26 protein-coding genes are annotated in these 25643 nt (G+C 54.1%); 18 read left to right on the forward strand and 8 right to left on the reverse strand.

The features are described from left to right. Window positions 1-5: 5 nt before the first annotated feature. Both dsdA and dsdX read right to left on the reverse strand, forming a co-directional pair. Window positions 6-1328 (reverse strand): D-serine ammonia-lyase, encoded by a 1323-nt coding sequence (gene dsdA / locus HV261_RS02580; protein ID WP_202037352.1) that lies wholly within the window; start codon window positions 1326-1328, stop codon window positions 6-8. 17 nt (window positions 1329-1345) lie between these two features. Beyond that, window positions 1346-2683 (reverse strand): D-serine transporter DsdX, encoded by a 1338-nt coding sequence (gene dsdX / locus HV261_RS02585; RefSeq protein ID WP_202037353.1) that lies wholly within the window; start codon window positions 2681-2683, stop codon window positions 1346-1348. A 230-nt stretch (window positions 2684-2913) separates the two neighbouring features. Between dsdX and dsdC the strand changes: the two genes are divergently transcribed. Both dsdC and HV261_RS02595 read left to right on the forward strand, forming a co-directional pair. Continuing rightward, complete coding sequence (gene dsdC, locus HV261_RS02590; RefSeq protein WP_202039649.1) at window positions 2914-3840, forward strand: DNA-binding transcriptional regulator DsdC; 927 nt, start codon at window positions 2914-2916, stop codon at window positions 3838-3840. A 78-nt stretch (window positions 3841-3918) separates the two neighbouring features. After that, the gene (locus HV261_RS02595; RefSeq protein WP_202037354.1) at window positions 3919-5001 is read left to right on the forward strand and encodes a cellulase family glycosylhydrolase; all 1083 of its coding nucleotides are present in this window, start codon (window positions 3919-3921) and stop codon (window positions 4999-5001) included. Here HV261_RS02595 and emrD read toward each other — a convergent pair. The 3 genes from emrD to tisB all read right to left on the reverse strand — a co-directional run bounded on the left by emrD (window position 4928) and on the right by tisB (window position 7351). Further along, entirely contained in the window at window positions 4928-6112 is a 1185-nt protein-coding gene (emrD, locus tag HV261_RS02600; RefSeq protein WP_137382177.1) for a multidrug efflux MFS transporter EmrD, read from the reverse strand. The two genes, HV261_RS02595 and emrD, sit on opposite strands and share 74 nt — an antisense overlap. 192 nt (window positions 6113-6304) lie before the next feature. Then, the gene (locus HV261_RS02605) at window positions 6305-7138 is read right to left on the reverse strand and encodes an EamA family transporter (protein WP_202037355.1); all 834 of its coding nucleotides are present in this window, start codon (window positions 7136-7138) and stop codon (window positions 6305-6307) included. A 123-nt stretch (window positions 7139-7261) separates the two neighbouring features. Next, window positions 7262-7351: a type I toxin-antitoxin system toxin TisB gene (gene tisB / locus HV261_RS02610; protein ID WP_003840643.1), complete on the reverse strand. Its 90-nt coding sequence runs from the start codon at window positions 7349-7351 to the stop codon at window positions 7262-7264. Between the two features lie 521 nt (window positions 7352-7872). Here tisB and ivbL point away from each other — a divergent pair. The 7 genes from ivbL (at window position 7873) to uhpT (ending at window position 15177) form a co-directional block, all read left to right on the forward strand. Beyond that, window positions 7873-7971 carry an ilvB operon leader peptide IvbL gene (gene ivbL / locus HV261_RS02615; RefSeq protein ID WP_003827118.1) on the forward strand — a complete coding sequence of 33 codons (99 nt, stop codon included), beginning with the start codon at window positions 7873-7875 and terminating at the stop codon, window positions 7969-7971. 107 nt (window positions 7972-8078) lie between these two features. Next, window positions 8079-9767 carry an acetolactate synthase large subunit gene (gene ilvB, locus HV261_RS02620; protein WP_202037356.1) on the forward strand — a complete coding sequence of 563 codons (1689 nt, stop codon included), beginning with the start codon at window positions 8079-8081 and terminating at the stop codon, window positions 9765-9767. Window positions 9768-9770: 3 nt separating this feature from the next. Continuing rightward, window positions 9771-10061, forward strand: a complete 291-nt coding sequence (ilvN, locus tag HV261_RS02625) for an acetolactate synthase small subunit (protein WP_003023914.1) — start codon at window positions 9771-9773, stop codon at window positions 10059-10061. A 156-nt stretch (window positions 10062-10217) separates the two neighbouring features. Then, window positions 10218-10811: a response regulator transcription factor UhpA gene (gene uhpA / locus HV261_RS02630; protein WP_202037357.1), complete on the forward strand. Its 594-nt coding sequence runs from the start codon at window positions 10218-10220 to the stop codon at window positions 10809-10811. Then, complete coding sequence (gene uhpB, locus HV261_RS02635) at window positions 10808-12310, forward strand: signal transduction histidine-protein kinase/phosphatase UhpB (protein ID WP_202037358.1); 1503 nt, start codon at window positions 10808-10810, stop codon at window positions 12308-12310. The genes uhpA and uhpB overlap by 4 nt, the downstream gene beginning before the upstream one ends. A gap of 9 nt (window positions 12311-12319) precedes the next feature. Continuing rightward, entirely contained in the window at window positions 12320-13648 is a 1329-nt protein-coding gene (locus HV261_RS02640; protein ID WP_202037359.1) for an MFS transporter, read from the forward strand. A gap of 137 nt (window positions 13649-13785) precedes the next feature. Beyond that, window positions 13786-15177 (forward strand): hexose-6-phosphate:phosphate antiporter UhpT, encoded by a 1392-nt coding sequence (gene uhpT, locus HV261_RS02645; protein WP_137382170.1) that lies wholly within the window; start codon window positions 13786-13788, stop codon window positions 15175-15177. Between the two features lie 42 nt (window positions 15178-15219). Here uhpT and HV261_RS02650 read toward each other — a convergent pair whose 3' ends face one another. Beyond that, window positions 15220-16125, reverse strand: coding sequence for a LysR family transcriptional regulator (locus tag HV261_RS02650; RefSeq protein WP_202037360.1), 906 nt, complete (start codon window positions 16123-16125; stop codon window positions 15220-15222). 105 nt (window positions 16126-16230) lie between these two features. Between HV261_RS02650 and HV261_RS02655 the strand changes: the two genes are divergently transcribed. The 5 genes from HV261_RS02655 to nepI all read left to right on the forward strand — a co-directional run bounded on the left by HV261_RS02655 (window position 16231) and on the right by nepI (window position 19351). After that, window positions 16231-16683, forward strand: a complete 453-nt coding sequence (locus tag HV261_RS02655; RefSeq protein ID WP_202037361.1) for a DUF1198 domain-containing protein — start codon at window positions 16231-16233, stop codon at window positions 16681-16683. Window positions 16684-16782: 99 nt separating this feature from the next. Further along, complete coding sequence (locus HV261_RS02660; RefSeq protein WP_202037362.1) at window positions 16783-17310, forward strand: SRPBCC domain-containing protein; 528 nt, start codon at window positions 16783-16785, stop codon at window positions 17308-17310. A 78-nt stretch (window positions 17311-17388) separates the two neighbouring features. Beyond that, entirely contained in the window at window positions 17389-17730 is a 342-nt protein-coding gene (locus HV261_RS02665) for a type II toxin-antitoxin system RelE/ParE family toxin (protein ID WP_137382166.1), read from the forward strand. A 9-nt stretch (window positions 17731-17739) separates the two neighbouring features. After that, a complete protein-coding gene (gene relB / locus HV261_RS02670) occupies window positions 17740-18039 on the forward strand; it encodes a type II toxin-antitoxin system RelB family anti-toxin (protein ID WP_006687695.1) in 300 nt (99 codons plus the stop codon). A gap of 118 nt (window positions 18040-18157) precedes the next feature. Beyond that, complete coding sequence (nepI, locus tag HV261_RS02675; protein WP_202037363.1) at window positions 18158-19351, forward strand: purine ribonucleoside efflux pump NepI; 1194 nt, start codon at window positions 18158-18160, stop codon at window positions 19349-19351. 46 nt (window positions 19352-19397) lie between these two features. Here the strand turns inward: nepI and gmuD are convergent, their stop codons facing one another. After that, a complete protein-coding gene (gene gmuD, locus HV261_RS02680; RefSeq protein ID WP_202037364.1) occupies window positions 19398-20780 on the reverse strand; it encodes a 6-phospho-beta-glucosidase GmuD in 1383 nt (460 codons plus the stop codon). 94 nt (window positions 20781-20874) lie between these two features. Then, window positions 20875-21168, reverse strand: a complete 294-nt coding sequence (locus HV261_RS02685) for a YicS family protein (protein ID WP_202037365.1) — start codon at window positions 21166-21168, stop codon at window positions 20875-20877. A 111-nt stretch (window positions 21169-21279) separates the two neighbouring features. On the opposite strand from HV261_RS02685, the gene HV261_RS02690 reads away from it, so the two are divergent. The 4 genes from HV261_RS02690 to HV261_RS02705 all read left to right on the forward strand — a co-directional run bounded on the left by HV261_RS02690 (window position 21280) and on the right by HV261_RS02705 (window position 25641). Next, complete coding sequence (locus HV261_RS02690; RefSeq protein ID WP_202037366.1) at window positions 21280-21708, forward strand: GNAT family N-acetyltransferase; 429 nt, start codon at window positions 21280-21282, stop codon at window positions 21706-21708. 90 nt (window positions 21709-21798) lie between these two features. Beyond that, the gene (gene dagR, locus HV261_RS02695; RefSeq protein ID WP_202037367.1) at window positions 21799-24597 is read left to right on the forward strand and encodes a transcriptional regulator DagR; all 2799 of its coding nucleotides are present in this window, start codon (window positions 21799-21801) and stop codon (window positions 24595-24597) included. A gap of 120 nt (window positions 24598-24717) precedes the next feature. Next, window positions 24718-25143 (forward strand): PTS sugar transporter subunit IIA, encoded by a 426-nt coding sequence (locus tag HV261_RS02700; RefSeq protein ID WP_202037368.1) that lies wholly within the window; start codon window positions 24718-24720, stop codon window positions 25141-25143. A 12-nt stretch (window positions 25144-25155) separates the two neighbouring features. Next, window positions 25156-25641 (forward strand): PTS sugar transporter subunit IIB, encoded by a 486-nt coding sequence (locus HV261_RS02705; RefSeq protein ID WP_202037369.1) that lies wholly within the window; start codon window positions 25156-25158, stop codon window positions 25639-25641. Window positions 25642-25643 lie beyond the last annotated feature (2 nt).

Below are 25643 nucleotides of genomic sequence, written 5' to 3' on the forward strand. Positions count from 1 at the left end.
GGGGGTTAGCGTCCTTTTGCCAGGTATTGCGCCATTTCGGTCTCCGGCACCATACCGCCGCCGGTTGCCCATACCAGATGAGTGGCGTTATTGAGCTGTTCTGCGCTGAATCCATGCATCTGCTGGTAATCAGCGGAGGCACAAATGTGCTGCGGGCCAGCCATGCCAGCCAGTGCTGACGGCTCAAGACGAATACCTTCCTCCTGCGCCAGCCAGCCCAGCATGTCATACATGGTCTGGTCTTCCAGCGTGTACAGACCGTCGAGCAGACGTTCCATCGCCCGGCCTACAAAGCCCGATGCGCGACCGACTGCCAGCCCATCTGCCGCCGTCAGGTTGTCGATGCCGATATCCTGCACGGAAATGGTATCGTGCAGTCCGGTGTAAATTCCCAACAGCATGCACGGTGAATGAGTCGGTTCTGCGAAGAAGCAGTGAACGTTATCGCCAAACGCCAGCTTCAGGCCAAACGCCACCCCGCCAGGGCCGCCGCCGACGCCGCAAGGCAGGTAAACAAACAGCGGATGATCGGCATCCACCACGCGACCCTGCTGGGCAAACTGCGCCTTCAGGCGCTGTCCGGCCACCGCATAGCCTAAGAACAGCGTGCGGGAGTTTTCATCATCGATAAAGAAACAGTTCGGATCGGACTCTGCCGCCTTACGTCCTTGTTCAACTGCCACACCGTAATCTTCTTCATACTCGACAACCGTCACGCCGTGGCTGCGTAGTTTGGCTTTTTTCCATGCGCGCGCGTCGGCAGACATGTGTACCGTCACCTTAAAGCCGATGCGGGCGCTCATGATGCCGATAGACATCCCCAGGTTGCCGGTGGAACCTACCGCGATGCTGTACTGGCTAAAGAACTGTTTGAATTCAGGTGAAAGCAGCACGCTGTAATCATCTTTCGTGGTCAGCAGACCCGCTTCCAGCGCCAGTTTTTCGGCGTGGGTCAGCACTTCATAAATACCGCCACGGGCTTTAATCGAGCCAGAAATCGGCAGGTGGCTGTCTTTCTTCAGCAGAATTTCGCCGTTGATAGGCTGTCCGTACTCTTTTTCCAGCCGCTTCTGCATGGCGGGAATGGCGGCCAGCTCAGACTCGATAATGCCGCCGGTCGCCGCCGTTTCCGGGAAGGCTTTCGCCAGGTACGGCGCAAAGCGCGCCAGACGGGCGTGAGCATCCTGAACGTCATCTTCCGTCAGGCCAACATAAGGTAAACCTTCCGCAAGAGAGGTGGTGCCCGGGTTAAACCAGGTCGTTTCTTTCAGTGCGACCAGATCCTCCACTAACGGGTACTGGGCGATAAGTTTTTGCATGTTTTCCATAGGACGTCTCTTTGCGCTTAGATGATAAAGGAAAGCAGGAATGTGCACGCCAGTGCAATCACCGACGCGATAAATGTCGCGGTCGTATAGTATTTAAACGTCTCATTCAGGGTAGCGCCGCAGTATTGCTTCACCAGCCAGAAGAGGGAATCGGTGACGATTGTGCAGCCAATGGCGCCGGAACCGATGGCAATAGCGATGATCTCCGGGCTGACGTTCGGGTAGAGCGGTAGCATCGGTGCCACGATTGCCGTCGCGCCCATCATTGCCACCGTAGCGGAACCGACAGCGGCGTGCAGGATTAACGCCACCAGCCAGGCCAGCAGAATCGGGTGCATATGCATGTTCGAGAGGATCTGCGCGAGAGTATCCGCCAGCCCACTGCTTTTCAGGATAGCGTTGAATGCGCCGCCTGCGCCGATAATCAGCAGAATGTTGGCAATCGAGCCAAAGCCATTTTCAGTATGGGTCAACAGTGCACCCATGCCGATATGCTGGCGTAGACCGAGAATGTAATAGGCCACGAAAACGGCGATAAACATCGCGGTGATTGGGTTACCAATAAACTCCAGCAGCGTATAAACCGCGCTGCCTTTCGCCATATTCAGCTCAGCGACGGTCTTCATCAGCATCAGGCCAATCGGCAGCAGCACGGTAAACAGCGTTGCGCCGAGCGATGGCTGTGTACTTTCGTCGCGAACCTTCAGGTCGGAAAACTCAGCCGGAACCGGTTTAAACGGCAGACGGTTGCCGAGGAATTTCAGGTACAGCGGTCCGCCGATTAGCGAGGCCATCAAGCCAACCAGTAAACCGTAAACGATCACTGTACCAATATCGGCACCCAGCTTGTTGGCCACGAACAGGGCCGCCGGATGCGGTGGGACGACGCAGTGCACCGCCATCAGCGCTGTACACAGCGGGATCGCCAGCTTCAGCAGTGAGGTATTGGTTTTTTTAGCGATAGAGAATGCCAGCGGAATCAATAACACCACGCCCACTTCAACGAACAGCGTGATCCCGCAAATCAGCCCGACCAGCACCATAATGACGTCGGCAGAAAGCCAGCGGCAGCGCTGCAGCGTCAGGCCAATGCGTTCAGCTGCGCCGGACACTTCCATCATTTTGCCGAGAATGGTACCAAGACCGATAACGGCAGCGAGAAATCCCAGCGTACCGCCGATGCCACTCTCAATGGCGTTGACCATATCCAGCGGTCCCATGCCCATCATCGTACCCACGAAGAAGCTGGCTAACAGCAGTGCCAGAAACGGGTGGAATTTGAACTTCACGATGGTCAAAACGATTAATACGATGCTTATCAGCAGCGTACTCACAACCCAGATTTGAGAGTGCATAACTCACCTTGCCCTGTGATTAACCTGGGGTTATTGGACAAAAATAGGGCAGGGTCTGACAAACGATATAAATCCCCACTCACATGAGCCAGATTGAATCAAATAGGTGATTTGCGTCTAATTACGCTGCTTTTATGCGACATGATTCACTCTGTATCACCTTTGTGCTGATTTTTAGCGCTGGTTTTTTTACACTCCGGCGAAGAACAATCAGGATGAAAGAGGTGAGTATGGATCCCCTGCGCGAGGTCAGAAATCGGCTGCTTAACGGCTGGCAGCTGTCGAAGCTGTATACCTTTGAAGTGGCGGCCAGGCATCAGTCATTTGCGCTGGCAGCAGACGAACTGTCGTTAAGTCCCAGCGCCGTCAGCCACCGCATTAATCAACTGGAAGAGGAACTGGGCATCCAGCTGTTTGTGCGCTCGCACCGCAAAGTGGAGCTTACCCACGAAGGAAAACGGGTGTTCTGGGCGCTGAAATCGTCGCTGGATACGCTGAATCAGGAAATCCTCGATATCAAAAACCAGGAGCTGTCCGGGACGCTCACTGTGTACTCACGCCCCTCCATCGCCCAGTGCTGGCTGGTTCCGGCGCTTGGTGACTTTACCCGCCGTTACCCGTCGATTTCCCTGACCATCCTGACCGGGAACGACAACGTCAATTTGCAACGTGCCGGGGTTGATCTGGCCATTTATTTTGACGATGCCCCCTCTGCACAGCTCACGCACCATTTCCTGATGGATGAAGAGATCCTGCCGGTATGCAGCCCGGACTATGCCCGTCGTTATGATCTTACGGGGTCGTTAGTGAATCTGCCGCACTGCACGTTGCTGCACGATAGACAGGCATGGAGCAACGACTCCGGGACCGATGAATGGCACAGTTGGGCGCAACATTATGAAGTGAATTTGCCGACATCGTCGGGTATTGGCTTCGATCGTTCAGATTTAGCGGTGATTGCGGCAATGAACCATATCGGCGTAGCGATGGGACGAAAGAGACTGGTACAAAAGCGCCTCGACAGCGGGGAACTGGTCGCGCCTTTCGGTGATATGGCGCTGAAATGCCATCAACACTATTACATCACCACGTTACCCGGCAGGCAGTGGCCAAAAATCGAGGCATTTATTGGCTGGCTGCAGGAGCAGGTTAAATAAGCGGGCCGCGAATATTTTTTACGCTTTCTCTCTACACCAGGTATCAAAAATCATGCTAAATACGTGATATCACACCTGATGATTTGCGTAAGGACGACCGTGTTAAAGCCGATTGTTTCCCTCTTACTGTTAGCCAGTGCCACCGTGTATGCCGCGCCCCCTGCGCTGACGGCGGCGCTGTATGCGCAGCAGCTTGGGGTTGGAATGGACGTAGACTGGGCGCGCACCGATCGCGGTATCCGCGAGTTCGATCCGCTGGTGGTACGGGATTTCAAGGCGAAGGGGATCTCTCATGTGCGTATTCGTGTGGCGGGTGAGCCAACAGAAGCCAGGCTTATCCATTTGCGCAAGCTGGTAGAGGCTTGCGAGCAATACGGCGTGATCCCGATTATTGCTTATCAGGCCGATGAATATAAAAAAGACCCCAATAGCGGTAACGAAAAAGAGGTGGTTAACTGGTGGGTCGCAGTGGCGCATTATTTTGGGCAAAGCTCGCCGTTGCTGGGGTTTGACCTGATTTATGAGCCTGCCGATAAGCTTAATCACAATCAGACTTCGCTCAATCGGGTGTACGACAAAACCATTCGCACCATCCATGCCATCGACCCGCAGCGGATGATTTTCATTGCGCCGCGACTGCGGGCGGCACCGGAAGATTTGCCTAATCTGAAATTACCGCCGCAAAGCCAGAATACCGTTCTGGCCGAATGGCATATCTTCCCGTGGGGGCCGCTAAAAAATAACGGTAAGTACCCCTGGACGTCGGGGACTGCGGCAGAAAAAGCCGCCATTCGCGCCCGTATTAATACGGCCATTCACTGGCAACAGAAAACGGGGCACGTCAGTTGGGTGGGGGGCTGGTCACCGGGAGAAACCATCAAAAACACGCCTTCTGCCGCGCAAACAGCGTTTGCACGGTTTATGGCATGTGAACTGCGCAAGGCTAAAATCCCCTATGCAATCAATGCTGATACGCAGTTTTATGATGGTGAAGAAGGCGCCTGGCGTCCGGCACTGGAGCCGTTGATTAATACGATGATTGCGCCTGAATGTGAAAAGCCCGGCGATAAGCCGGGCCATCATGCGCTTAAACCGCCTGTCCCTGATGCGACATACGTGACGCCAGCGGCAGCCAACACACAAAAATCAGCAGCCCCATAAGGGTCATCAGCAGCCCGAGGCTGGCTTGTCCGGTCTGCGGTAGCATCGCGGAGAGCCACGCCAGCACGCCAGAGCCAATGTTCTGTAAGCCACCAACCAGCGCGCCGGCAGTACCTGCCAGGAACGGGAAAGGTTCCATTGCGCCACTGGTTGCCAGTGGGAACAACATCCCCGCACCGAAGAAGAACAACGCGGCAGGAACCAGCAGCGTCCAGACGTTCATCACGTCGAACAGCCCCGGGATCCACATCATCAACCCGGCAACCAGGCAGCAGGTAACCGACTGCCACATTAGCGTTGAAAATCGCTTGTTAGGGCGACCGGCGAACCAGGCGCCGAAAAACGCCGCCGGGATGGGCAGAATAAACAGGATACTGACCACCATGCTGCTTAAACCGAGCCGTGCGCCCAACAATACCCCGGAGCAGGCTTCGAAGACGGCAACGCCTGCCAGGCCGCCGATTAGCATCAGCACGTAACAGGTGAATGCACCGTTGCCAAACAGGGTTTTGTAGCTGGCAATCAGCCGTGGACGTGGCGCGCCAGCAGGCCGTGTTTCCGGCATCCAGCGCGCCATGCTAAACGTGACACCCGCGCACAGAATCAACAGGAAAATATAGCAGGCGCGCCAGTTCCACAGCGTATCCAGCATACCGCCAATCAGCGGTGCCAGCAGCGGACTGACCAGGATACCCATGTTTAACAAACTATTCGCGTGGCGCAGCTGAGTACCCTCATACAGGTCTCGCGGTAGGGTTCGCGCCATCACACCGCCGACGCCTGTCCCCATACCCTGAATGGCACTGGCGATAATCAATACCGTCAGACTATGGGTAGTAATGGCGACCAGCGTAGCCAGCATAAAAATAGACATCCCGGCGAGGATCACCGGGCGACGACCTACGCGGTCGGAAAGCGGGCCGTAAAACAGTTGTGACACGCCGTAGGTCAGCAGGTAGGCAGCCATTACGCTTTGCACCGCGCCTTCGCGAACGTTCAGTTCACGCGCCATATCAGCAATCGCGGGGATATAAATGGTTTGCGCCATCTGACCCACCGCCACCAGTAATACCAACATCAACAACAAATTGACGCTTCTATGCCTTTTCATTTCGCTGATTACTTTTCAAATGAAGAAAAAATAAGAATAAGGTGCTGCACTTTCCCATAAATGCGCGTGGAATCTACCACAACAGAAAAAGAAGGCCAGATAGTGGACTGGAATGTTTAAACGATGAACGGCAGGAAATGTAAACAAATAGCGGCAACAAATGTTGCCGGATTGCATCGGGTTAAAGCGCGATTATGACAAACGTAGCAATACTGCGCCGGCGGCAATGCCTGCGGCCGCGATAAGGCGGACTCCGGCGACTTTCTCTTTTAGCAGCAACCAGGCGAGCAGTGCGCCAAACAGAATGGATGTTTCACGCAGTGCGGCTACCACCGCCAGCGGGGCCTGAGTCATCGCCCACAGTGCCAGCCCGTAAGAGCCCATGGTGCCAATACCGCCAAGAATACCTTTCTTCCACTGGTGCGCCAGATAGCGGGAGGCTTCGCGGCGTCGGGCAATCATCGCCCAGCTCAACAAGCAGGAGCCGTTCAGGAAGAAGGTCCACAGCGTGTAGCCCAGAGCAGTCTCTGAAAGCCGAACACCGGTGCCATCAACCAGCGTATAGCCGGCAATAAAGCAGGCATTAATGAGCGCCAGAACGATCCCTCGTTGCGAGCTACTGCGACCGTTAAATGCCATGCCGAGGATTGCCAGGCAGATTGTGGCAATCCCCACCCAGGCCAGCATTGACAGACTATCGCCGAGAAACAGGACGCTGATGATAGCGACCAACAATGGGGCGGTGCCGCGCATGATGGGATAGGTCTGACTCATGTCTGAAACCTGATAGGTTTTGGCAACCAGTACGGTGTACACCACCTGTAATGCGGTTGAAATCGCCAAAAACGGCAGGCTGGCGGCAGAGGGTTGGGGGGCGAAGGGCAAGAGAATCAGCGCCATCATCGCGGCCGAGCCACTCACGCTGATAGCAGAGTACAGCTTGTCATTTCCTGCTTTAACAATGGCGTTCCAGCTGGCATGAAGCAGCGCGGCGAACAGTAAAATGCAGAAAACAGAAAGGGTCATAGCGGTATTCTTCCCTGAGAATGTCATAAAAACGTAACATATTGGCGCGACACAAGCACCTGGGAGAAGGTGAAAGGGGAGCAGGCGATAACCCGCTCCCCTTAAGTGCGACTTGAATCTGAACTATTTAATATACTTCAGAACAGCATCAAGCAGTTGCAGTGCTGCAACGATGAGTTTGAGGATAAGAATAGCGATATCCACGAGGCTCATACGCTCTCCTTTTGGTACAAGGAGCACGGTGCTGGCGTACCTCGCCGCTGCCTGTTGCCAGCACCATTGTTGACGTAACACAGTGTGCTCACTTCGGGGGTTAAGGCGCTGACGGCACCACCCGTTTCAGCCAGGACTTTGATGCGCCGGTAAAACAGCGGCCCCCTCGCGCACTGCGAACATTCACAGTATAGATAAATACTGTATGTATGAACAGTATTTTGTAGACGAAATCCGCAAAGCGATCCATACTCAGAAACGTCAAAATCCGTGCCTTAAATTGCGCGTTCGTTGCCGATCGCGTATACTTCTTGCGTTGACGTAACACAGTGCGTTCTGCGGTTACCAGCCGCAAACCCTGAAAAAAAACCTCGCCCCGGCGGGGTTTTTTGTTTTTACATTGCGTACAGCTAAACGTGATCTTTGACGCATTTTTGCGCAGATGAAAAATTTTCCATTGTCACGCTGAAAAACCTGTGTTTGTATAAATCCTGTTAACCAACAAACAGACAAGGTCCCTAATGAACCCTTCCATGCTGACTGCGACCCTACTAAAAACTGCGCCATCTCGCGCAGCGGTCGTCGTGCGTGTGGTGGTGGTCGTCGGCAATGCGCCGTAGGGTCCGGAACAACACACGATTCCAAAACCCCGCCGGCGCAAACCGGGCGGGGTTTTTCGTATAAGAGACCTGCCCGGAGCAAAGGCCCAGAATAAAAGGACTGGAGCATGGCAAGTTCGGGCATCACATCCAAGCGTACGCGCTTTACGGGCGCTGAATTCATCGTTCATTTCCTGGAACGTCAGGGAATTAAAGTAGTCACCGGTATTCCTGGCGGCTCAATTCTCCCCGTCTACGACGCCTTGAGCCAAAGCACGCAAATCCGTCATATCCTGGCGCGCCACGAGCAGGGTGCGGGGTTTATCGCCCAGGGGATGGCACGAACTGAAGGTAAACCGGCGGTGTGTATGGCCTGTAGCGGGCCGGGGGCAACTAACCTGGTTACTGCTATCGCCGATGCGCGCCTGGACTCTATTCCGTTGGTGTGTATCACCGGGCAGGTTCCGGCCTCTATGATCGGCACCGACGCCTTCCAGGAAGTTGACACCTACGGCATCTCTATCCCCATCACCAAACACAATTATCTGGTTCGCCATATCAATGAATTACCGCAGGTCATGAGCGATGCCTTCCGCATTGCGCAGTCAGGACGCCCTGGCCCGGTGTGGATAGACATACCTAAGGACATTCAAACAGCCGTATTTGACATTGAAGAGATGCCGGAGCCTGCAGAAAAAGCCCCTGCGCCAACTTTTAGCGCGGACAGCGTTCGCGATGCTGCCGCTATGATTAATGCGGCACAACGTCCGGTGTTGTACCTCGGCGGCGGCGTGATTAACGCACCTGAACGCGTACGTGAGCTGGCGGAAAAAGCAATGCTGCCCACCACCATGACCTTAATGGCGCTGGGTATGTTGCCAAAAGCGCATCCGCTGTCGTTAGGTATGCTGGGCATGCACGGCGCACGCAGCACCAACTTTATACTGCAAGAGGCTGATTTATTAATTGTTCTTGGCGCACGTTTTGATGACCGGGCGATTGGTAAAACCGAGCAGTTCTGCCCGAATGCAAAGATTATTCATGTGGATATCGATCGTGCCGAGCTGGGTAAAATCAAACAGCCGCACGTGGCCATTCAGGCGGATGTGAATGAGGTGCTGGAACAGCTGATCCCATTGATTGAGGCGCAGTCGCGCGACGCATGGCATCACATGGTGGCGGATTTGCAGCGTGAATTCCCGTGTACCATTCCACAGGAAAGCGATCCGCTCAGCCATTATGGGCTGATTAACGCCGTTGCGGCTTGCGTGGATGACAGCGCCATCATCACTACCGACGTGGGTCAGCATCAGATGTGGGCGGCGCAGGCCTACCCGCTGAATCGCCCACGTCAGTGGCTGACGTCTGGTGGTCTGGGGACCATGGGCTTCGGTCTGCCTGCAGCGATTGGCGCGGCGCTGGCGAACCCGGACAAGAAAGTGCTGTGCTTCTCCGGCGACGGCAGCCTGATGATGAATATTCAGGAGATGGCGACTGCCAGCGAAAATCAGCTGGATATTAAAATCATCCTGATGAATAACGAAGCGCTGGGTCTGGTGTATCAGCAGCAGAGCCTGTTCTATAAACAAGGCGTATTTGCTGCGACCTATCCGGGGATGATTAACTTTATGCAGATTGCCGCCGGTTTTGGTCTCGAAACCTGCGATTTAAATCATGAAGCGGATCCACAGGCGGCGCTGCAGGAGATAATTAATCGTCCAGGACCTGCGCTGATCCACGTACGTATTGATGCAGAAGAAAAAGTGTACCCGATGGTACCGCCGGGTGCGGCAAACACTGAAATGGTGGGGGAATAAGCCATGCAACAGCAGACTCATGACAACGTAATCCTGGAACTCACCGTACGCAATCACCCGGGTGTAATGACCCACGTTTGTGGACTGTTTGCCCGCCGTGCGTTCAACGTGGAAGGTATCCTCTGTCTACCGATTCAGGACAGTGATAAGAGTCGTATCTGGCTATTGGTGAATGACGACCAGCGTCTGGAGCAGATGATAAGCCAGATCGACAAACTGGAAGATGTGGTGAAAGTGGCGCGCAACCAGTCTGATCCCTCGATGTTTAACAAAATTACCGTCTTTTTCGAGTAATCCGCTCAAGGCAGAGGCCGCTTGAAGGATGACGTGTATATCGTTAAGGTAATCTCCTTTGCCGGATGGCGGCATTCATGCCTTATCCGACCTACCTTCTTGTAGGCCTGATAAGCGCAGCGCCATCAGGTGTTTTCCAGCACCAGGACATAACCTATGATTACCGTTGCCCTTATCGACGACCACCTTATCGTCCGTTCCGGGTTTGCCCAACTGTTGGGGCTGGAACCCGATTTGCGGGTTGTGGCTGAGTTTGGCTCAGGTAGCGAGGCGCTGGCAGGATTGCCGGGGCGCGGCGTGCAGGTCTGTATCTGCGACATCTCCATGCCTGACATTTCTGGCCTCGAACTGTTAAGCCAGTTGCCAAAAGGCATGGCGATTATCATGCTCTCCGTCCACGACAGCCCGGCGCTGGTGGAGCAGGCGTTGAACGCAGGGGCGCGAGGCTTTCTCTCAAAACGCTGTAGCCCCGATGAACTGATAGCCGCGGTGCGTACCGTGGCGACCGGCGGCTGCTATTTAACGCCGGATATCGCCGTCAAACTGGCGGCCGGGCGTCAGGACCCGCTCACCAAACGCGAACGTCAGGTGGCAGAAAAACTGGCACAAGGGATGGCAGTCAAAGAGATTGCGGCTGAACTGGGCTTGTCACCAAAAACGGTACACGTGCACCGCGCCAACCTGATGGAAAAGCTGGGCGTAAGCAACGATGTTGAGTTGGCACGGCGGATGTTTGACGGCTGGCAATGAACACGTTCTTTTCCCGGTTGGTCACTATCGTTGCCTGCTTTTTTATCTTCTCTGCCGCATGGTTTTGCCTGTGGAGCATCAGTCTGCATCTGGTTGAACGCCCGGAGCTGGCAGTGCTGCTGTTTCCATTCGGCCTGCGCCTGGGCTTGATGCTGCAATGCCCGCGCGGCTACTGGCCGGTACTGTTGGGTGCGGAATGGCTGCTTCTGTTTTGGCTGGCGCAGGAAGTGGCGCTGGCCCATCTGCCACTTTTGATGATCGGAAGCGCCCTCACGCTATTCCCGGTGATGCTGATTTCGCGATACCGCCATCAGCGCGACTGGCGCACGTTGCTGTTGCAGGGCGCGGCACTGACCGCGGCGGCACTGCTGCAATCGTTGCCCTGGATTGGGCAAGGTGAAGCGGCGTGGACCGTGCTGCTGCTGACACTCACCGGTGGGCTGACGCTGGCGCCGATCTGCCTGGTATTCTGGCACTATCTGACCAGCACCACCTGGCTGCCGCTGGGACCGGCGGTGGTTTCTCAACCTGTGAACTGGCGCGGACGACATCTGGTCTGGTATCTGCTGTTGTTCAGTGTCAGCCTGTGGTTGCAGTTGGGTCTGCCGAATGAGCTGTCACGTTTTACGCCGTTTTGCCTGGCGCTGCCGATTATTGCACTTGCCTGGCACTATGGCTGGCAGGGGGCGCTGATCGCCACGCTAATGAATGCCATTGCGCTGATTGCCAGCCAGACCTGGCACGACCATCCCGTCGACTTGCTGCTCTCCTTGCTGGCGCAGAGCCTGACCGGACTGCTGCTCGGCGCGGGTATTCAGCGCCTGCGTGAACTCAACCAGTCGCTGCAAAACGAGCTGGCGCGTAATCATCGTTTGGCGGAACGTTTGTTGGAAACCGAGGAAAGCGTGCGCCGCGACGTGGCGCGTGAGCTGCATGATGATATTGGGCAGACCATCACCGCGATTCGTACTCAGGCCGGTATCGTTCAGCGGCTGGCTCCGGAGAACGTGGGCGTGAAGCGCAGTGGGGCGCATATCGAGCAGCTTTCACTCGGGGTATACGATTCGGTACGCCGCCTGTTGGGGCGTTTACGCCCGCGCCAGTTAGATGATTTAACGCTGGAGCAGGCTATCCGTTCGTTGATGCGGGAAATGGAGCTGGAAAGTCGCGGTATCGTCAGCCATCTCGACTGGCATATTGATGAATCAGAACTCAGCGAAAGTCAGCGGGTGACGCTGTTTCGCGTCTGCCAGGAAGGACTGAACAATATTGTTAAGCATGCCAATGCCAGCGCGGTGACGTTGCAGGGCTGGCTACAGGATGAGCGGTTGATGCTGGTGATTGAGGACGATGGCAGTGGCCTGCCGCCGGGTTCGAATCAGCAAGGATTTGGCCTCACCGGGATGCGTGAGCGCATTACGGCCCTCGGCGGTAAGCTTTCGATATCCTGTACGCACGGTACGCGGGTCAGCGTCTCTTTGCCTCAGCGTTATGTGTAAGGAATGGCAATGTTTCAGTTTCTAAAAGCCCCGGCTAATGCGCCACTCATTACTAATAAAAGTGAAGTAGATGCCCGTTATCGCTACTGGCGACGGCATATTCTGACCACCATCTGGCTTGGCTACGCGCTGTTTTATTTTACGCGCAAAAGCTTCAACGCGGCGGTGCCGGATATCCTGACCAGCGGTGTACTGACCCGCAGCGATATTGGCCTGCTGGCTACGCTGTTTTACATCACTTACGGCCTGTCGAAGTTTGTCTCCGGTATCGTCAGCGATCGTTCCAACGCTCGCTATTTTATGGGCATTGGTTTGATTGCAACCGGTGTGGTAAACATCCTGTTCGGTTTCTCGACCTCGCTTTGGGCCTTTGCGTTATTGTGGGCACTGAATGCGTTCTTCCAGGGCTGGGGATCGCCGGTATGCGCCCGTTTGCTGACAGCCTGGTATTCGCGTACCGAGCGCGGTGGCTGGTGGGCGCTATGGAACACCGCGCATAACGTCGGCGGGGCGCTGATCCCGATGGTGATGGCGGCGACGGCGCTGCATTATGGCTGGCGTGCAGGAATGATGATTGCCGGAATACTGGCGATTGTGGTGGGATTTTTCCTGTGCTGGCGGTTGCGCGACAGGCCGCAGGCGATTGGCTTACCCCCGGTTGGCGACTGGCGACACGATGAGTTAGAAATTGCCCAGCAGCAGGAGGGCGCAGGCTTAACCCGCAAAGAAATTCTCACCCGCTATGTGTTGCTGAATCCCTACATCTGGCTGCTGTCGTTGTGTTATGTGCTGGTGTACGTGGTACGTGCGGCGATCAACGACTGGGGTAATCTGTACATGTCAGAAACGCTGGGGGTTGATCTGGTGACCGCCAACACCGCGGTGACCATGTTTGAACTGGGCGGGTTTATTGGGGCTCTGGTGGCGGGGTGGGGATCAGATAAGCTGTTCAACGGCAATCGTGGGCCAATGAACCTGATTTTTGCCGCTGGGATTTTGCTCTCCGTCGGTTCGCTGTGGCTGATGCCGTTCGCCAGCTACATGATGCAGGCGGCGTGCTTTTTCACCACCGGATTCTTCGTCTTTGGCCCACAAATGCTGATTGGTATGGCGGCGGCGGAGTGCTCGCACAAAGAGGCGGCAGGGGCGGCGACCGGGTTTGTCGGGCTGTTCGCTTATCTGGGGGCCTCGCTCTCCGGCTGGCCGCTGGCGAAGGTGATGGAGGTGTGGCACTGGACCGGATTCTTTGTGGTTATCGCCATCGCCGCGGGGATCTCCGCGCTGCTGCTGCTGCCGTTTTTGAATGCCCAGGCGCCGCGTGAGCCTGGCGAAGCGTGATGTATCTCACCTTTTTGCCCCGAGTGGGGTAAAACTAAGAAATTTTCCCGGTTGCACCTGGACGCTATCTCAGGCGTGATCCCGGGCTGATTTTTACAATGCCTGCTATTCGCAGGTATAAAAATCAGGAGATACCTATGCTGGCCTTCTTAAACCAGGTGCGCAAGCCAACCCTGGATCTGCCGCTCGATGTGCGGCGTAAAATGTGGTTCAAACCGTTCATGCAGTCCTATCTGGTGGTCTTTATTGGCTACCTGACCATGTATCTGATCCGCAAAAACTTCAACATCGCGCAGAACGACATGATCTCCACCTACGGTCTGAGCATGACGCAGTTGGGGATGATTGGCCTGGGCTTCTCCATCACCTACGGTGTGGGTAAAACGCTGGTTTCTTATTACGCGGATGGTAAAAACACCAAGCAGTTCCTGCCGTTTATGTTGATCCTCTCTGCTATCTGTATGCTCGGCTTCAGTGCCAGCATGGGCGCAGGCTCAACCAGTCTGTTCCTGATGATTACCTTCTACGCGCTGAGCGGTTTCTTCCAGAGTACCGGCGGTTCGTGTAGTTATTCCACCATCACCAAATGGACACCTCGCCGTAAACGTGGTTCTTACCTCGGTATGTGGAACATTTCCCACAACCTCGGTGGTGCCGGTGCGGCTGGTGTGGCGTTGTTTGGTGCCAATTACCTGTTCGACGGCCACGTCATTGGTATGTTTATCTTCCCATCGATTATCGCCCTGATTGTTGGCTTTATCGGCCTGCGTTATGGCAGCGACTCCCCGGAATCTTATGGCCTGGGGAAAGCTGAAGAGCTGTTCGGTGAAGAGATCAGCGAAGAAGACAAAGAGACCGAAGAAAATGACATGACCAAGTGGCAGATCTTTGTTGAGTATGTGCTGAAAAACAAAGTGATCTGGCTGCTGTGTTTCTCCAACATCTTCCTGTACGTGGTGCGTATTGGTATCGACCAGTGGTCTACCGTGTATGCGTTCCAGGAACTGAAGCTCTCCAAAGAAGTGGCGATTCAGGGCTTTACCCTGTTTGAAGTGGGGGCGCTGGTCGGTACGTTGCTGTGGGGCTGGCTCTCTGACCTGGCAAACGGTCGCCGGGCGCTGGTGGCCTGTGTGGCACTGGCATTAATCATTGCGACACTGGGTGTTTACCAGCATGCCAGCAACCAGTATGTCTATCTGGCTTCGCTGTTTGCCCTCGGCTTCCTGGTGTTTGGTCCGCAGCTGTTAATCGGTGTCGCAGCCGTTGGTTTCGTACCGAAAAAAGCGATCGGCGCTGCCGATGGGATTAAAGGGACATTCGCCTATCTGATAGGTGACAGCTTCGCCAAGCTGGGTCTGGGGATGATTGCTGATGGTACACCGGTATTCGGTCTGACTGGCTGGGCAGGTACCTTCGCCGCGCTGGATGCTGCCGCTATCGGTTGTATCTGCCTGATGGCTATCGTGGCCGTGTTTGAAGAACGTAAAATTCGCCGCGAGAAAAAGATCCAGCAATTGAAAGTCGCTTAAGTGTGTAGTGGTAACTTTTACCCGCCTTTATGGCGGGTTTTTTTATGGTTTAGACTGACTGGTTTCATGCACCAGATTGCGTAGCCACTGATGCGCCGCATCGCGGTGCGTGCGTTCGTGCCAGGCCATACTTTTAGTAAAACCAGTAATGGGCAGCGGCGGCGACACAACGTGCATCCGGGGATCGGTATAGGCCAGCCGGGCAGGGACGACGGCAATCATCTCGCTAATCGCGAGGATATCCGGCAGAACCAGAAAACTGCTGACTGACAAACCAATCTGTCGTTTTCGTCCAACCTCTGCCAGCGCATCATCGGTGACCCCCCAGAAACTTTCTCCCTTATAAGAAACCAGCACATGCTCCAGCGCGCAGAAGCGATCGAGTGTTAGCGCCTGGTGGGCATCGGGATGATCATGACGCATGAGACAGACATACTCTTCGTTATATAACGAGCGGTTGTGCAGATTATCCGGTGTTGAATCCGGCGTCAGCAGCGCCAGGTCAATTTTACCCTGCTCAAACTGTGTTGTTAGCTGCTCTGGCTCAACGGGAACGACCCGCACACGAATACCTGGCGCACGTGCGCGAAGCGCGGCGATAAACGGCACGATCACCGCTTTAAGGGCGTAATCGGTAGCGGCGACGGTAAAGGTGAGCGTTTCGGTGAGTGGGTCGAACTGCGCGGGCTTAAGCAGGATATCAATGTCGCTGAGGATCTGTTTGATGGGCGCCGCCATTTCGCGAGCCCGGAGCGTCGGGACAATACCGTGCGGCGTGCGGACAAACAGCGGATCGTCAAAATAATCACGCAGACGGTTTAGCATGCCGCTGACCGCTGGTTGGGTGAGCGACAGCCGCTGCGCCGCCCGGGTGACGTTGCGTTCATCCAGCAGGGCATCCAGCGTTTTCAACAGATTAAGATCGAGGGTTCTGATATCAGATTTCATGATGTCTGCTCATGGGTTCGATAAGTCACATTATGACACGTTCAGTCGTCGACACAGGTGAATTTGCCGCTATGATGGGCGTCCTGTCGGGTAATGGATGTGCGCATGATTTGGATAATGCTGGCCACGCTGGCCGTTGTTTTTGTTGTGGGTTTTCGGGTACTGACGTCCGGGTCACGGCGCGCGATTCGCCGTCTGAGCGAGCGTCTGAGTATTGATGTCGTGCCGGTAGAATCGATGATCGATCAGATGGGGAAAGCGCAGGGAGAGGCGTTTTTACAGTACCTCCATCGACCTGATGAATCGCATCTGCAAAATGCTGCCCAGGTGCTGCTAATCTGGCAAATCGTCATTGTTGACGGTAATGAACAGAATCTGCTGCAGTGGCACAGGGTGTTGCAAAAAGCCCGGCTGGCCGCGCCGATTACCGACGCACAGGTACGCCTGGCGCTGGGTTTCCTGCGCGAAATGGAGCCGGATATGCAGGAGATAAATGCGTTTCAAATGCGCTATAACGCCTTTTTTCAACCTGAAGATGGGGTGCACTGGTTGCACTGATATCAAAATATGTGATGACGGTTATTTTTAATCGTCATTATGTTTATATCTCTCTCCCGCGCATGATGATCCTCGTTAACTTACACGATGAGGAACATCATGAAACAAGCGACTCAACAAAGTGCGATTATCTGGCCGCAAGCGTATTTGCCAGGGACGACCGATAACTTTGCCTCCAATGAAATCATTGTTGCCGGACTGAGCGCCCGCGCTGTTTGGGCGCAGCTCAACGACACAACGCGCTGGCCGACTTATTACAGCAATGTGGCGGATATCCGGTTTCACGATGGCTCCGGACCGTTACTGAGCATGAACGCTCGTTTCCGTTTCACAACCTTTGGCTTCCCGATTGAAGCGCAAATCATCGAATATGCGCCACCGGTCGATGGTCAGGCTGCACGTATTGCCTGGCACGGCTGGGCGGAAGGGGATGCTGATTCGCGTCTGGATGTTGTCCATGCCTGGCTGTTTGAAGATTTACCCGGCGGGCGCGTACGTATTCTGACCCAGGAGTCGCAGCGTGGTGTTCCGGCACAGGAGCTGGCGCGTACTCTACCCAATCCGATGATTAACGGTCACCAGGAGTGGATAACCGGGCTGGCAAGGGCTGCGTCAATTAGCGAATAATGAGTGCGTGATAAGCATTGATTTAATAGCTAATAGGCTATAATTTACCTATAGCTTATTAGCTATGAGGGATCGCTGATGTGGGATGTGGAAACAACGGATGCTTTCGACAAGTGGTTTGATGTACAAACCGAAGCGCTCAAGGAGGATATGCTCGCAGCGATGATGATTTTGTCCGAATATGGACCCCAGTTAGGCAGGCCGTTTGCAGATACGGTGAATGATTCTGCTTTTTCAAATATGAAAGAGTTACGGGTACAACATCAGGGCAATCCCATTCGGGCGTTCTTTGCGTTTGATCCTTCCCGTCATGGCATCGTGTTATGTGCCGGGGATAAAACAGGGATAAACGAGAAGAAATTCTATAAAGATATGATCAAGTTTGCAGATATTGAGTACCGAAAGCACCTTAATAAGTAAGGAAAAATTATGGCTACCCTTAAAGAATTGATGGCTAAACAAAGCCCCGAAAGCCAGGAGCGCATTGCTGAAAAAGTAGAAGTGCTACGTCAGGCGGTTGCGTTAAATATGTTAAGGGAAGAACTGAATCTCTCTCAGGCTGAACTTGCCTCAGCAATGGGCGTCAAGCAGCCAACAATTGCAAAAATGGAACAGGCTGATAACGATCCACGCCTGTCGACTCTAAAGCGTTATGTCGCTGCGCTGGGTGGTGAGTTGAGCATTGATGTTAAGCTGCCAACAGGTAAAAGAGTCGCGTTCCATCTTTAGGAATCCGATAGCCTGGCGTTTGCAGTAAATGAAAAACAGTTGCTGAAACGTTAAATGCGTCACAAATTTAATGTTACACTGCGTAACTTTTCTACAATAACCCCACGCAGGTAACAAAATGAGTGACGCTATTGAACAAAAATCCCGCGCTGGGGCAAATGCCCGACCGAACTGGTCGGCGGTATTCGCCGTGGCGTTCTGTGTTGCCTGCCTGATAACCGTTGAATTTCTGCCCGTCAGTTTGTTGACGCCAATGGCGCAGGATCTCGGTATTTCGGAAGGTGTTGCCGGACAATCGGTGACCGTAACGGCGTTTGTCGCCATGTTTGCCAGCCTGTTCGTGACGCAAATTATTCAGGCAACCGATCGTCGCTACGTCGTGATCCTCTTTTCGGTGCTGCTGACGATCTCCTGCCTGCTGGTTTCCTTTGCCAATTCTTTTTCGCTGCTGCTCGTTGGCCGCGCCTGCCTCGGTCTGGCTCTTGGCGGCTTCTGGGCGATGTCGGCGTCGCTGACCATGCGTCTGGTCCCTGCACGTACGGTGCCGAAAGCGCTGTCGGTGATCTTTGGCGCAGTCTCTATCGCACTGGTCATTGCCGCCCCGCTGGGGAGTTTCTTAGGCGGCATCATTGGCTGGCGCAACGTCTTTAATGCCGCGGCGGTGATGGGCGTGCTGTGTACCATCTGGGTGGTGAGATCGCTGCCTTCGCTGCCCGGTGAGCCATCACATCAGAAACAGAACATGTTTAGCCTGCTGCAACGGCCGGGGGTCATGGCTGGCATGATTGCTATCTTCATGTCCTTTGCCGGGCAGTTCGCCTTCTTTACCTATATTCGTCCGATCTATATGAATCTGGCGGGATTTGATGTGGATGGCCTGACGCTGGTGCTGCTGAGCTTCGGTATTGCCAGCTTTGTTGGTACGTCGTTCTCATCGATGATTTTGAAGCGTTCGGTCAAACTGGCGTTAGCCGGTGCGCCACTGGTGCTGGCGCTCAGTGCGCTGGTCCTGATCCTGTGGGGCAGCGACAAAGTGGTGGCGGCGGGTATTGCGATTATCTGGGGACTGTTGTTTGCGCTGGTACCGGTGGGCTGGTCGACGTGGATCACCCGTTCTTTGGCCGATCAGGCAGAGAAAGCCGGGTCTGTTCAGGTCGCCGTGATCCAGCTGGCTAACACCTGTGGCGCTGCGATTGGCGGGTATGCGCTCGATACCCTCGGACTGCTGTCACCCCTGATGATTTCCGGCAGCCTGATGCTGCTGACGGCGCTTCTGGTGGCAGCAAAAGTTCGCATAAAAGATATGCAATAAACTAAAACACGGTATGCCGGATTGCTATCCGGCATCCTGGTTGGTTTTAATTAAAACCATTGTGCTCGGCGGTATGAGCAAACCATTCGCCACTCTTTTTCACCGTGCGTTTTTGCGTTTCCAGATCGAGCTGGACAAAACCGTAGCGGTTTTTATATCCGTTGAGCCATGACCAGTTATCAATAAAGGTCCACATATGGTAGCCAAGACAATTACAGCCTTCGCTAATTCCTTTATGTAGCCATTTAAGATGTTCAGAAACAAATTCAATACGGTAGCTGTCGTTGATTTGCTCTTGCTGAATAAAACGCTGCTCATTCTCGACACCCATACCATTTTCAGAAATAAAACAGCGCGGGTTGCCATAATTATCACGCAGGTTGGTAATAATATCGTAAATACCCGGCTCATAAATTTCCCAGCCACGGTAGGGGTTCATTTTACGCCCCGGCATTTCGTAATAATCAAACAGCCACTCCGGCATAAACGGAGCATCCGGGTTGACGGCGCTATCGCGACATTTAACGCGACGCGGCTGATAGTAGTTGATGCCAAGCAGGTCGATTTTACCCTCGGCGATCAACTGCGCGTCGTCGGGCTGGCAGGCCGGTAGCTGATCGTATTCTTTCAGCAATGCCACCAGATCCGCCGGGTATTCACCCTTCAGCACCGGGTCGAGGAAACTACGGTTAAAGAGCAGGTCTGCGTAGTGTGCGGCTTTCACATCGGCCGGGTTTTGCGAGCGCGGGTAGGAAGGCGTTAAATTCAGCACCACGCCGATTTCACCGTCAAGGTTTGCAGCGCGATACGCCCGAACCGCCATCGAATGTGCCAGAATAGTGTGGTACGCCACCGTCGCGGCGCGTTTGAAATCCACCACGTTAGGATAGTGGAAATCATACAGATAACCGCCTTCTACCGGGACAATCGGTTCGTTAAAGGTGAACCAGTGCTTCACCCGGTTGCCGAACAAGTTAAAGCAGGTCTGTGCATAGTGGCCAAATGCCTCGACCACTTCACGGTTTTCCCAGCCGCCTTTCTCCTGCATCACCATCGGCATGTCAAAATGGAACAGGGTGATAAAGGGCGTAATACCTTGAGCCAGTAACTCGTCGATAACGTTGTTATAAAAATCAACGGCCTCTGGATTCACCTCACCCGTGCCATTTGGGATCAGGCGTGACCAGCTCAGCGATGTACGAAAGCTGTTATGTTTCAGCTGGTTGAGTAGGGTGATGTCCTGTTTCCAGTGCTGATAAAACGTGGATGTGTTCGCTGGGCCAATTCCCTGATGGAATCGACCCGGTTGGCGGTCGAACCACACATCCCATGTGGTCTGGCTTTTGCCGCCATTGAGGCTATCACCTTCCGTTTGCAGCGCGGAACAGGCACTGCCCCACCAGAAGTTCGCAGGAAAACGGTATCGCATTATTGTTGCTCCCTTACTCTTTATTCGTTGTGGCAACAATACGTGTTTTTGCGATACAGAAACCGGTTACAGTGCTCATTTTCCAACATAATGGCTATAAATCAGGGCACTCAACTTTGCCAAGCGCTTCCCAGTAGTTGTTCTGATTATTTCTTTCTATTGCCACAATGGCTTCGCGAATATGCTGCTGATTGCGCGTATCAGACATAATTGTTTTTTCCCACACTTCATCCGATGGCGACCCCTGTGGGGTGCAAAGTTTGCGCAAATCCTTGAGTACGGTGTTCTTTTCGTGAACCGACTGTAACCCGCCGTAAGCCGAGTCAGCCTGCGCCAGGCCCGGTAGCGTGAAAAGGACGGCAATAATCGGAAAAACGGCTAATTTCATGATAATAATCCTTGTTGTTGATGCGCATCATCTCAAGGGTAAGTGTAGACGGCATACGGCTCACTCATCAGCCTGTGTTAACGTTTAAAAATAAATCAGCCAGAAGTTGTAGTGTTTCAGGAGGATAGGATACAGATTACTGATACCGTTACAGAAGACGATCAAAATGCCCTGCTTGCCGGATTGCGCGCTTACAATCGCCAGTTCCTGAGAACCACCAATTTTGGTGACCTGGCGGTGTATTGGCGTGATGATCGCAATGAAATTCTGGGCGGGCTGATCGGCAAAATCAAAGGTGAATGGCTGTGTATCGATTTTCTGTGGATGCATGACTCGCTGCGTAAAGGCGGTTATGGCTCACAATTGATGCAGGCCGCCGAACAGACGGCGCGTGAGCGAGGATGTCTGCATGCGCTGGTGGATACCATGAGTTTCCAGGCGCTGCCGTTTTATCAGAAAAACGGCTATCAGCTGCAAATGACCCTCGATAACTTCCCGGAAACCGGTTCCGCACGCCATTATTTGTCGAAAACGTTTTGATGACCGGAAGGTCTGGATGCCGCCTCACTTTCTTGCGTAGCAGAATAGTGTATGTTCTGAACAATCATTTATTTCTTAAGCGGTAAAGAGATGAGACGGATTGAGATAATACTGGGAGAGCTGGAACGGCTGACGCGAGGAGTGAATCTTGCCCATCTGGCGCAGGAAACGGCGTTCACAGCGGAGGCCATCGGCTTTAACCTCGGGCTGGCGCGCAACTCAGTCAGTAAAGATCTCAATCAGCTCTGGAACGACGGCCTGGCGATTAAAAGCCGCGGGCGTCCGGTATTCTTTCTGCATCGTCAGGCAATTGAAACGCTGTTGGGGCGCAAACTGGATGAGTCCGAGCGTGAAGTGCAAACCGTTGCTGACCTGTTGCCTGTTCAGGAAAACCAGGCAACAGACGATCCCTTTTCCAGCCTGATTGGTTACGATCGCAGCCTGCGTGATGCGGTGGAAAAAGGCCGCGCGGCGGTGCTGTATCCCCACGGACTGCATGTTCTGCTGACCGGTCCCTCCGGCGTGGGTAAAACCTTTTTTGCCGAACTGATGCACCGTTTCGCCTGTGAACGTGCAGCGGGAACGCCCCCGCCGCTGGTTTATTTCAACTGCGCGGAATACGCCCATAACCCGGAGCTGCTCTCTTCGCACCTGTTTGGTCATCGGCAGGGGGCGTTTACCGGCGCAAACGAAAATAAGCCCGGTCTGGTCGAGCAGGCCGACGGCGGTTATCTGCTGCTCGATGAAGTGCATCGTCTGCCGTATGAAGGCCAGGAAAAGTTGTTTTCTATTCTCGACAAAGGTGAATACCGGCCGCTGGGTTCAAGCGCCGTGGCGCGGTCTATTTCAGTTCGCCTGATATGTGCCACCACCGAACCTGTCAGCTCAGCGTTGCTGCGCACCTTCCAGCGACGTATTCAGGTATGTATTGATCTCCCCGGCATCCGCCAGCGTTCGGTGGAAGAACAGGTTGAACTGATTGTCGGCTTCTTACAGCGTGAGAGCCGTAAAATCGAGCGTACCGTAAGCATCGACCGCACTTTGCTGCTCTGGCTACTGAACAAACCGCTGGAAGGCAATATTGGTCAGCTCAAGAGCGACATTCAGTTTCTCTGCGCCCAGGCCTGGGCCTCGGGAATGACGGAGCACAGCGATACGCTACAGCTGGATAAACGTCTGACCGAGATCCCCTTTAACGCCACGCCGGAACAACGTCTGCTGGTTGGGGCGCTGTTCGAAGGCAAAGAACACCTGAGCATTGATGCCCGCACGTTGCCGGCACTGAAAAATTCGCTGGCCACCGGGGCTGAAATTGAAGAGAGCGATCTCTTTTACAGCTTCCTGACCCGGGAATATATCAACCTGCGTAACAGCAACGTACCGCCAGCTGAAACGCTGGCAATCCTCAAAAACAAGCTCAGCTCGATTTTTGAATATGGTCTCTATAGCCGCGACAGCGTGGCGCATCCCCCGCGCTATGGCGATCAGATTGAAGAGCGAGTCACGCTGCTGATCGGCTGCGTTGAGCAGGTGCTTGGCTTCACGCTGCCGGAAAATCTGGTTAACCCGCTGCGCAAACACTTCCTGGCGCTGATTGGCTACGTGCAGCGCGGGCTTATTCCACAACTTTATTCTTCCAGCCTGATCCTCGACCGCTGTAAAGATGAATACGAAAACGCCACGCTGTTATGCCGAAAAATCAATGAACTGCTGCATATTCAATGCCCGGCGACGGAAGTGGTCTGGCTGTGCCTGTTCCTCAAAGAGTGCCGTCATTACCGCCAACGGATTGACGCCAGTCCGGACTGCGGGGTGATTTTGATTGCCCACGGCGCGACGACCGCCACAAGCCAGGCGCAGTACGTGAATCGCGTGCTGGAGCGCGAGGTGTTCAGCGCTATTGATATGCCTTTCGAGCAGTCGGTGCATGACACGCTGGAAGCCCTGACGCAGATGATCCAGACCCGGCAATATCGCCGATTGATCCTGATGGTGGATATTGGCTCGCTGGTCCATTTTGGCAGTACGATCAGCAAATTATTCCAGATAGACGTTCTGCTGATGCCCAACATTACTCTCACCAGCCTGCTGGAGATAGGGCTGGATTTAAGCTATGAAACCAGTGAGTTACCGCAGCTGGCGGCACTGATGCAGAGTAAAAATATACCCTGCCAGCTCTGTACGCCACAGCAAGAAAATAACGGCAAAGTGCTGGTTATCTCCTGCATCACCGGAATGGGCACGGCGGAAAAAATCAAAAAGGTGCTGGAAGAGAGTTTTGGTGAGCTGATGTCGCAGGATACGCGGATGGTGATCCTCGATTACAACGAAGTCCGCAGCCTGGAGCGCGTTCAACAGGCGATTAACGCCAGTGAACGTCTGGCAGGCATCGTGGGTACTTTCCAGCCGGGACTGCCGGATATCCCGTTTATCTCGCTTGAAGAGTTGTTCTCCGAGCAGGGGCCTGAACTGGTGCTCAGTCTGTTGACGCCGGATCTTTCAAGCAGTGAACGTCGTCTGGAGATGGAGCGCAGCGCGATGCGTTTTATCAGTGCGTTGACCATGGAAAGTATCATTAACCATATTTCAGTGCTTAACCCACAGCGGATTCTGAAGGAAATGGAAGGTGTACTTAACCATCTGACCACCACGCTTTCGCTAAAACCGAGTCGCCAGGTGACACTGCGCTTCCTGATCCACTGCTGTTGTATGGTCGAGCGTATCGTGATTAACCGCAAACCGTTACAGATGGCGCTGGAGAACAAGCCGGATCTGGATGTTCGTGCGTTTAGTGTCATTAAATCCGCGTTCCTGCCGATTGAAGAGGCCTATGCCATTCGCTTATCGGACGCGGAATATTTTTATATCTACGAATTGCTGTATAGCTAATCCCTTGCCCGGTGGGGCTTTGCGCCCCGCCTGCACCCACAACTCCCCCGCGTGACACAAATTCTGGCACAGCCTTTGCTCTGTTTACCTATGTCTATGTAATCGAGCCAGGAGGCCATTTTGACTACCACTGAATCCTTGCCCCAGATCCTGCTGCTGACCCATGGCGGCTGGGGGCAACAGCTTTGCAACAGCCTGCGCATGGTGATGGGTGAAATCAAAGGCGTGACGGAAATTGCGCTGATGCCTGTTGATACGCTTGGCGAGTTTTATCAGCGCGTCGAAGCCGTAGTGAAAGCTATGCCGGAAGGCTCACTGATCCTGACCGATTTTATTGGCGGCACCACGTCTAACGTGGCGGCACGGCTGAGCGCCGATTACCCGGTGGCTGTCATTTCCGGGCTCAACGCCTCTTTGTTACTGGAGGCGCTCGACAAACGCGAGCATGGCCAACTGACCGCCTGCGTGGCCGAACTGGTCGAGGCCGGGCGTAGCAGCTGCCTGGACGTTGTTGCCCACGTACGTCAATTACAACAATCACAATAAGGAATAAATATCATGGCAAACATCGTCTTATGTCGTATCGATAGCCGTCTGATTCATGGACAAGTGGTGACCAAATGGGTTGGGCAATCTCAGGCAAACCGGATTGCGGTGGTCAGCGATGAGCTGGATGCCGATCCATTTATGAAAAATATCTACCTGATGGCCGCGCCGCCGAACATCAAAGTGGATTGTTTCGGTAACCAAAGTTTTGCCGCTGCCTGGAAAGAGAATCAACTGGGTGACGGCAAGGTTCTGGTGCTGTTCCCCTCCCTGGCGGCGGTTCAGGAAGCGGTTCAGTTGGGATTTGATGTCACCACCATTCAGGTCGGTGGGCTGGGCGGTGGGCCAAACCGCAAAGCAGTATTCCAGAACATTACGCTGGATGAAAAAGACGTCGGCATCCTGAGCGACCTGAAAAATCATGGGATTCAGGTGTTCTTCCAGACTATCCCGGAAGATAAGCCGCAGTCGCTGGACGATATCCTGAAAAAATTCTAATT

Source organism: Citrobacter sp. RHBSTW-00671 (assembly GCF_014103415.1).
Taxonomy (GTDB): domain Bacteria; phylum Pseudomonadota; class Gammaproteobacteria; order Enterobacterales; family Enterobacteriaceae; genus Citrobacter.

Coding starts and splice junctions, on each gene's coding strand:
- dsdA (WP_202037352.1), bottom strand. CDS start 1,328: ATGGAAAACATGCAAAAACTTATCGCCCAGTACCCGTTAGTGGAGGAT.
- dsdX (WP_202037353.1), bottom strand. CDS start 2,683: ATGCACTCTCAAATCTGGGTTGTGAGTACGCTGCTGATAAGCATCGTA.
- dsdC (WP_202039649.1), top strand. CDS start 2,914: ATGGATCCCCTGCGCGAGGTCAGAAATCGGCTGCTTAACGGCTGGCAG.
- HV261_RS02595 (WP_202037354.1), top strand. CDS start 3,919: ATGATTTGCGTAAGGACGACCGTGTTAAAGCCGATTGTTTCCCTCTTA.
- emrD (WP_137382177.1), bottom strand. CDS start 6,112: ATGAAAAGGCATAGAAGCGTCAATTTGTTGTTGATGTTGGTATTACTG.
- HV261_RS02605 (WP_202037355.1), bottom strand. CDS start 7,138: ATGACCCTTTCTGTTTTCTGCATTTTACTGTTCGCCGCGCTGCTTCAT.
- tisB (WP_003840643.1), bottom strand. CDS start 7,351: ATGAGCCTCGTGGATATCGCTATTCTTATCCTCAAACTCATCGTTGCA.
- ivbL (WP_003827118.1), top strand. CDS start 7,873: ATGAACCCTTCCATGCTGACTGCGACCCTACTAAAAACTGCGCCATCT.
- ilvB (WP_202037356.1), top strand. CDS start 8,079: ATGGCAAGTTCGGGCATCACATCCAAGCGTACGCGCTTTACGGGCGCT.
- ilvN (WP_003023914.1), top strand. CDS start 9,771: ATGCAACAGCAGACTCATGACAACGTAATCCTGGAACTCACCGTACGC.
- uhpA (WP_202037357.1), top strand. CDS start 10,218: ATGATTACCGTTGCCCTTATCGACGACCACCTTATCGTCCGTTCCGGG.
- uhpB (WP_202037358.1), top strand. CDS start 10,808: ATGAACACGTTCTTTTCCCGGTTGGTCACTATCGTTGCCTGCTTTTTT.
- HV261_RS02640 (WP_202037359.1), top strand. CDS start 12,320: ATGTTTCAGTTTCTAAAAGCCCCGGCTAATGCGCCACTCATTACTAAT.
- uhpT (WP_137382170.1), top strand. CDS start 13,786: ATGCTGGCCTTCTTAAACCAGGTGCGCAAGCCAACCCTGGATCTGCCG.
- HV261_RS02650 (WP_202037360.1), bottom strand. CDS start 16,125: ATGAAATCTGATATCAGAACCCTCGATCTTAATCTGTTGAAAACGCTG.
- HV261_RS02655 (WP_202037361.1), top strand. CDS start 16,231: ATGATTTGGATAATGCTGGCCACGCTGGCCGTTGTTTTTGTTGTGGGT.
- HV261_RS02660 (WP_202037362.1), top strand. CDS start 16,783: ATGAAACAAGCGACTCAACAAAGTGCGATTATCTGGCCGCAAGCGTAT.
- HV261_RS02665 (WP_137382166.1), top strand. CDS start 17,389: ATGTGGGATGTGGAAACAACGGATGCTTTCGACAAGTGGTTTGATGTA.
- relB (WP_006687695.1), top strand. CDS start 17,740: ATGGCTACCCTTAAAGAATTGATGGCTAAACAAAGCCCCGAAAGCCAG.
- nepI (WP_202037363.1), top strand. CDS start 18,158: ATGAGTGACGCTATTGAACAAAAATCCCGCGCTGGGGCAAATGCCCGA.
- gmuD (WP_202037364.1), bottom strand. CDS start 20,780: ATGCGATACCGTTTTCCTGCGAACTTCTGGTGGGGCAGTGCCTGTTCC.
- HV261_RS02685 (WP_202037365.1), bottom strand. CDS start 21,168: ATGAAATTAGCCGTTTTTCCGATTATTGCCGTCCTTTTCACGCTACCG.
- dagR (WP_202037367.1), top strand. CDS start 21,799: ATGAGACGGATTGAGATAATACTGGGAGAGCTGGAACGGCTGACGCGA.
- HV261_RS02705 (WP_202037369.1), top strand. CDS start 25,156: ATGGCAAACATCGTCTTATGTCGTATCGATAGCCGTCTGATTCATGGA.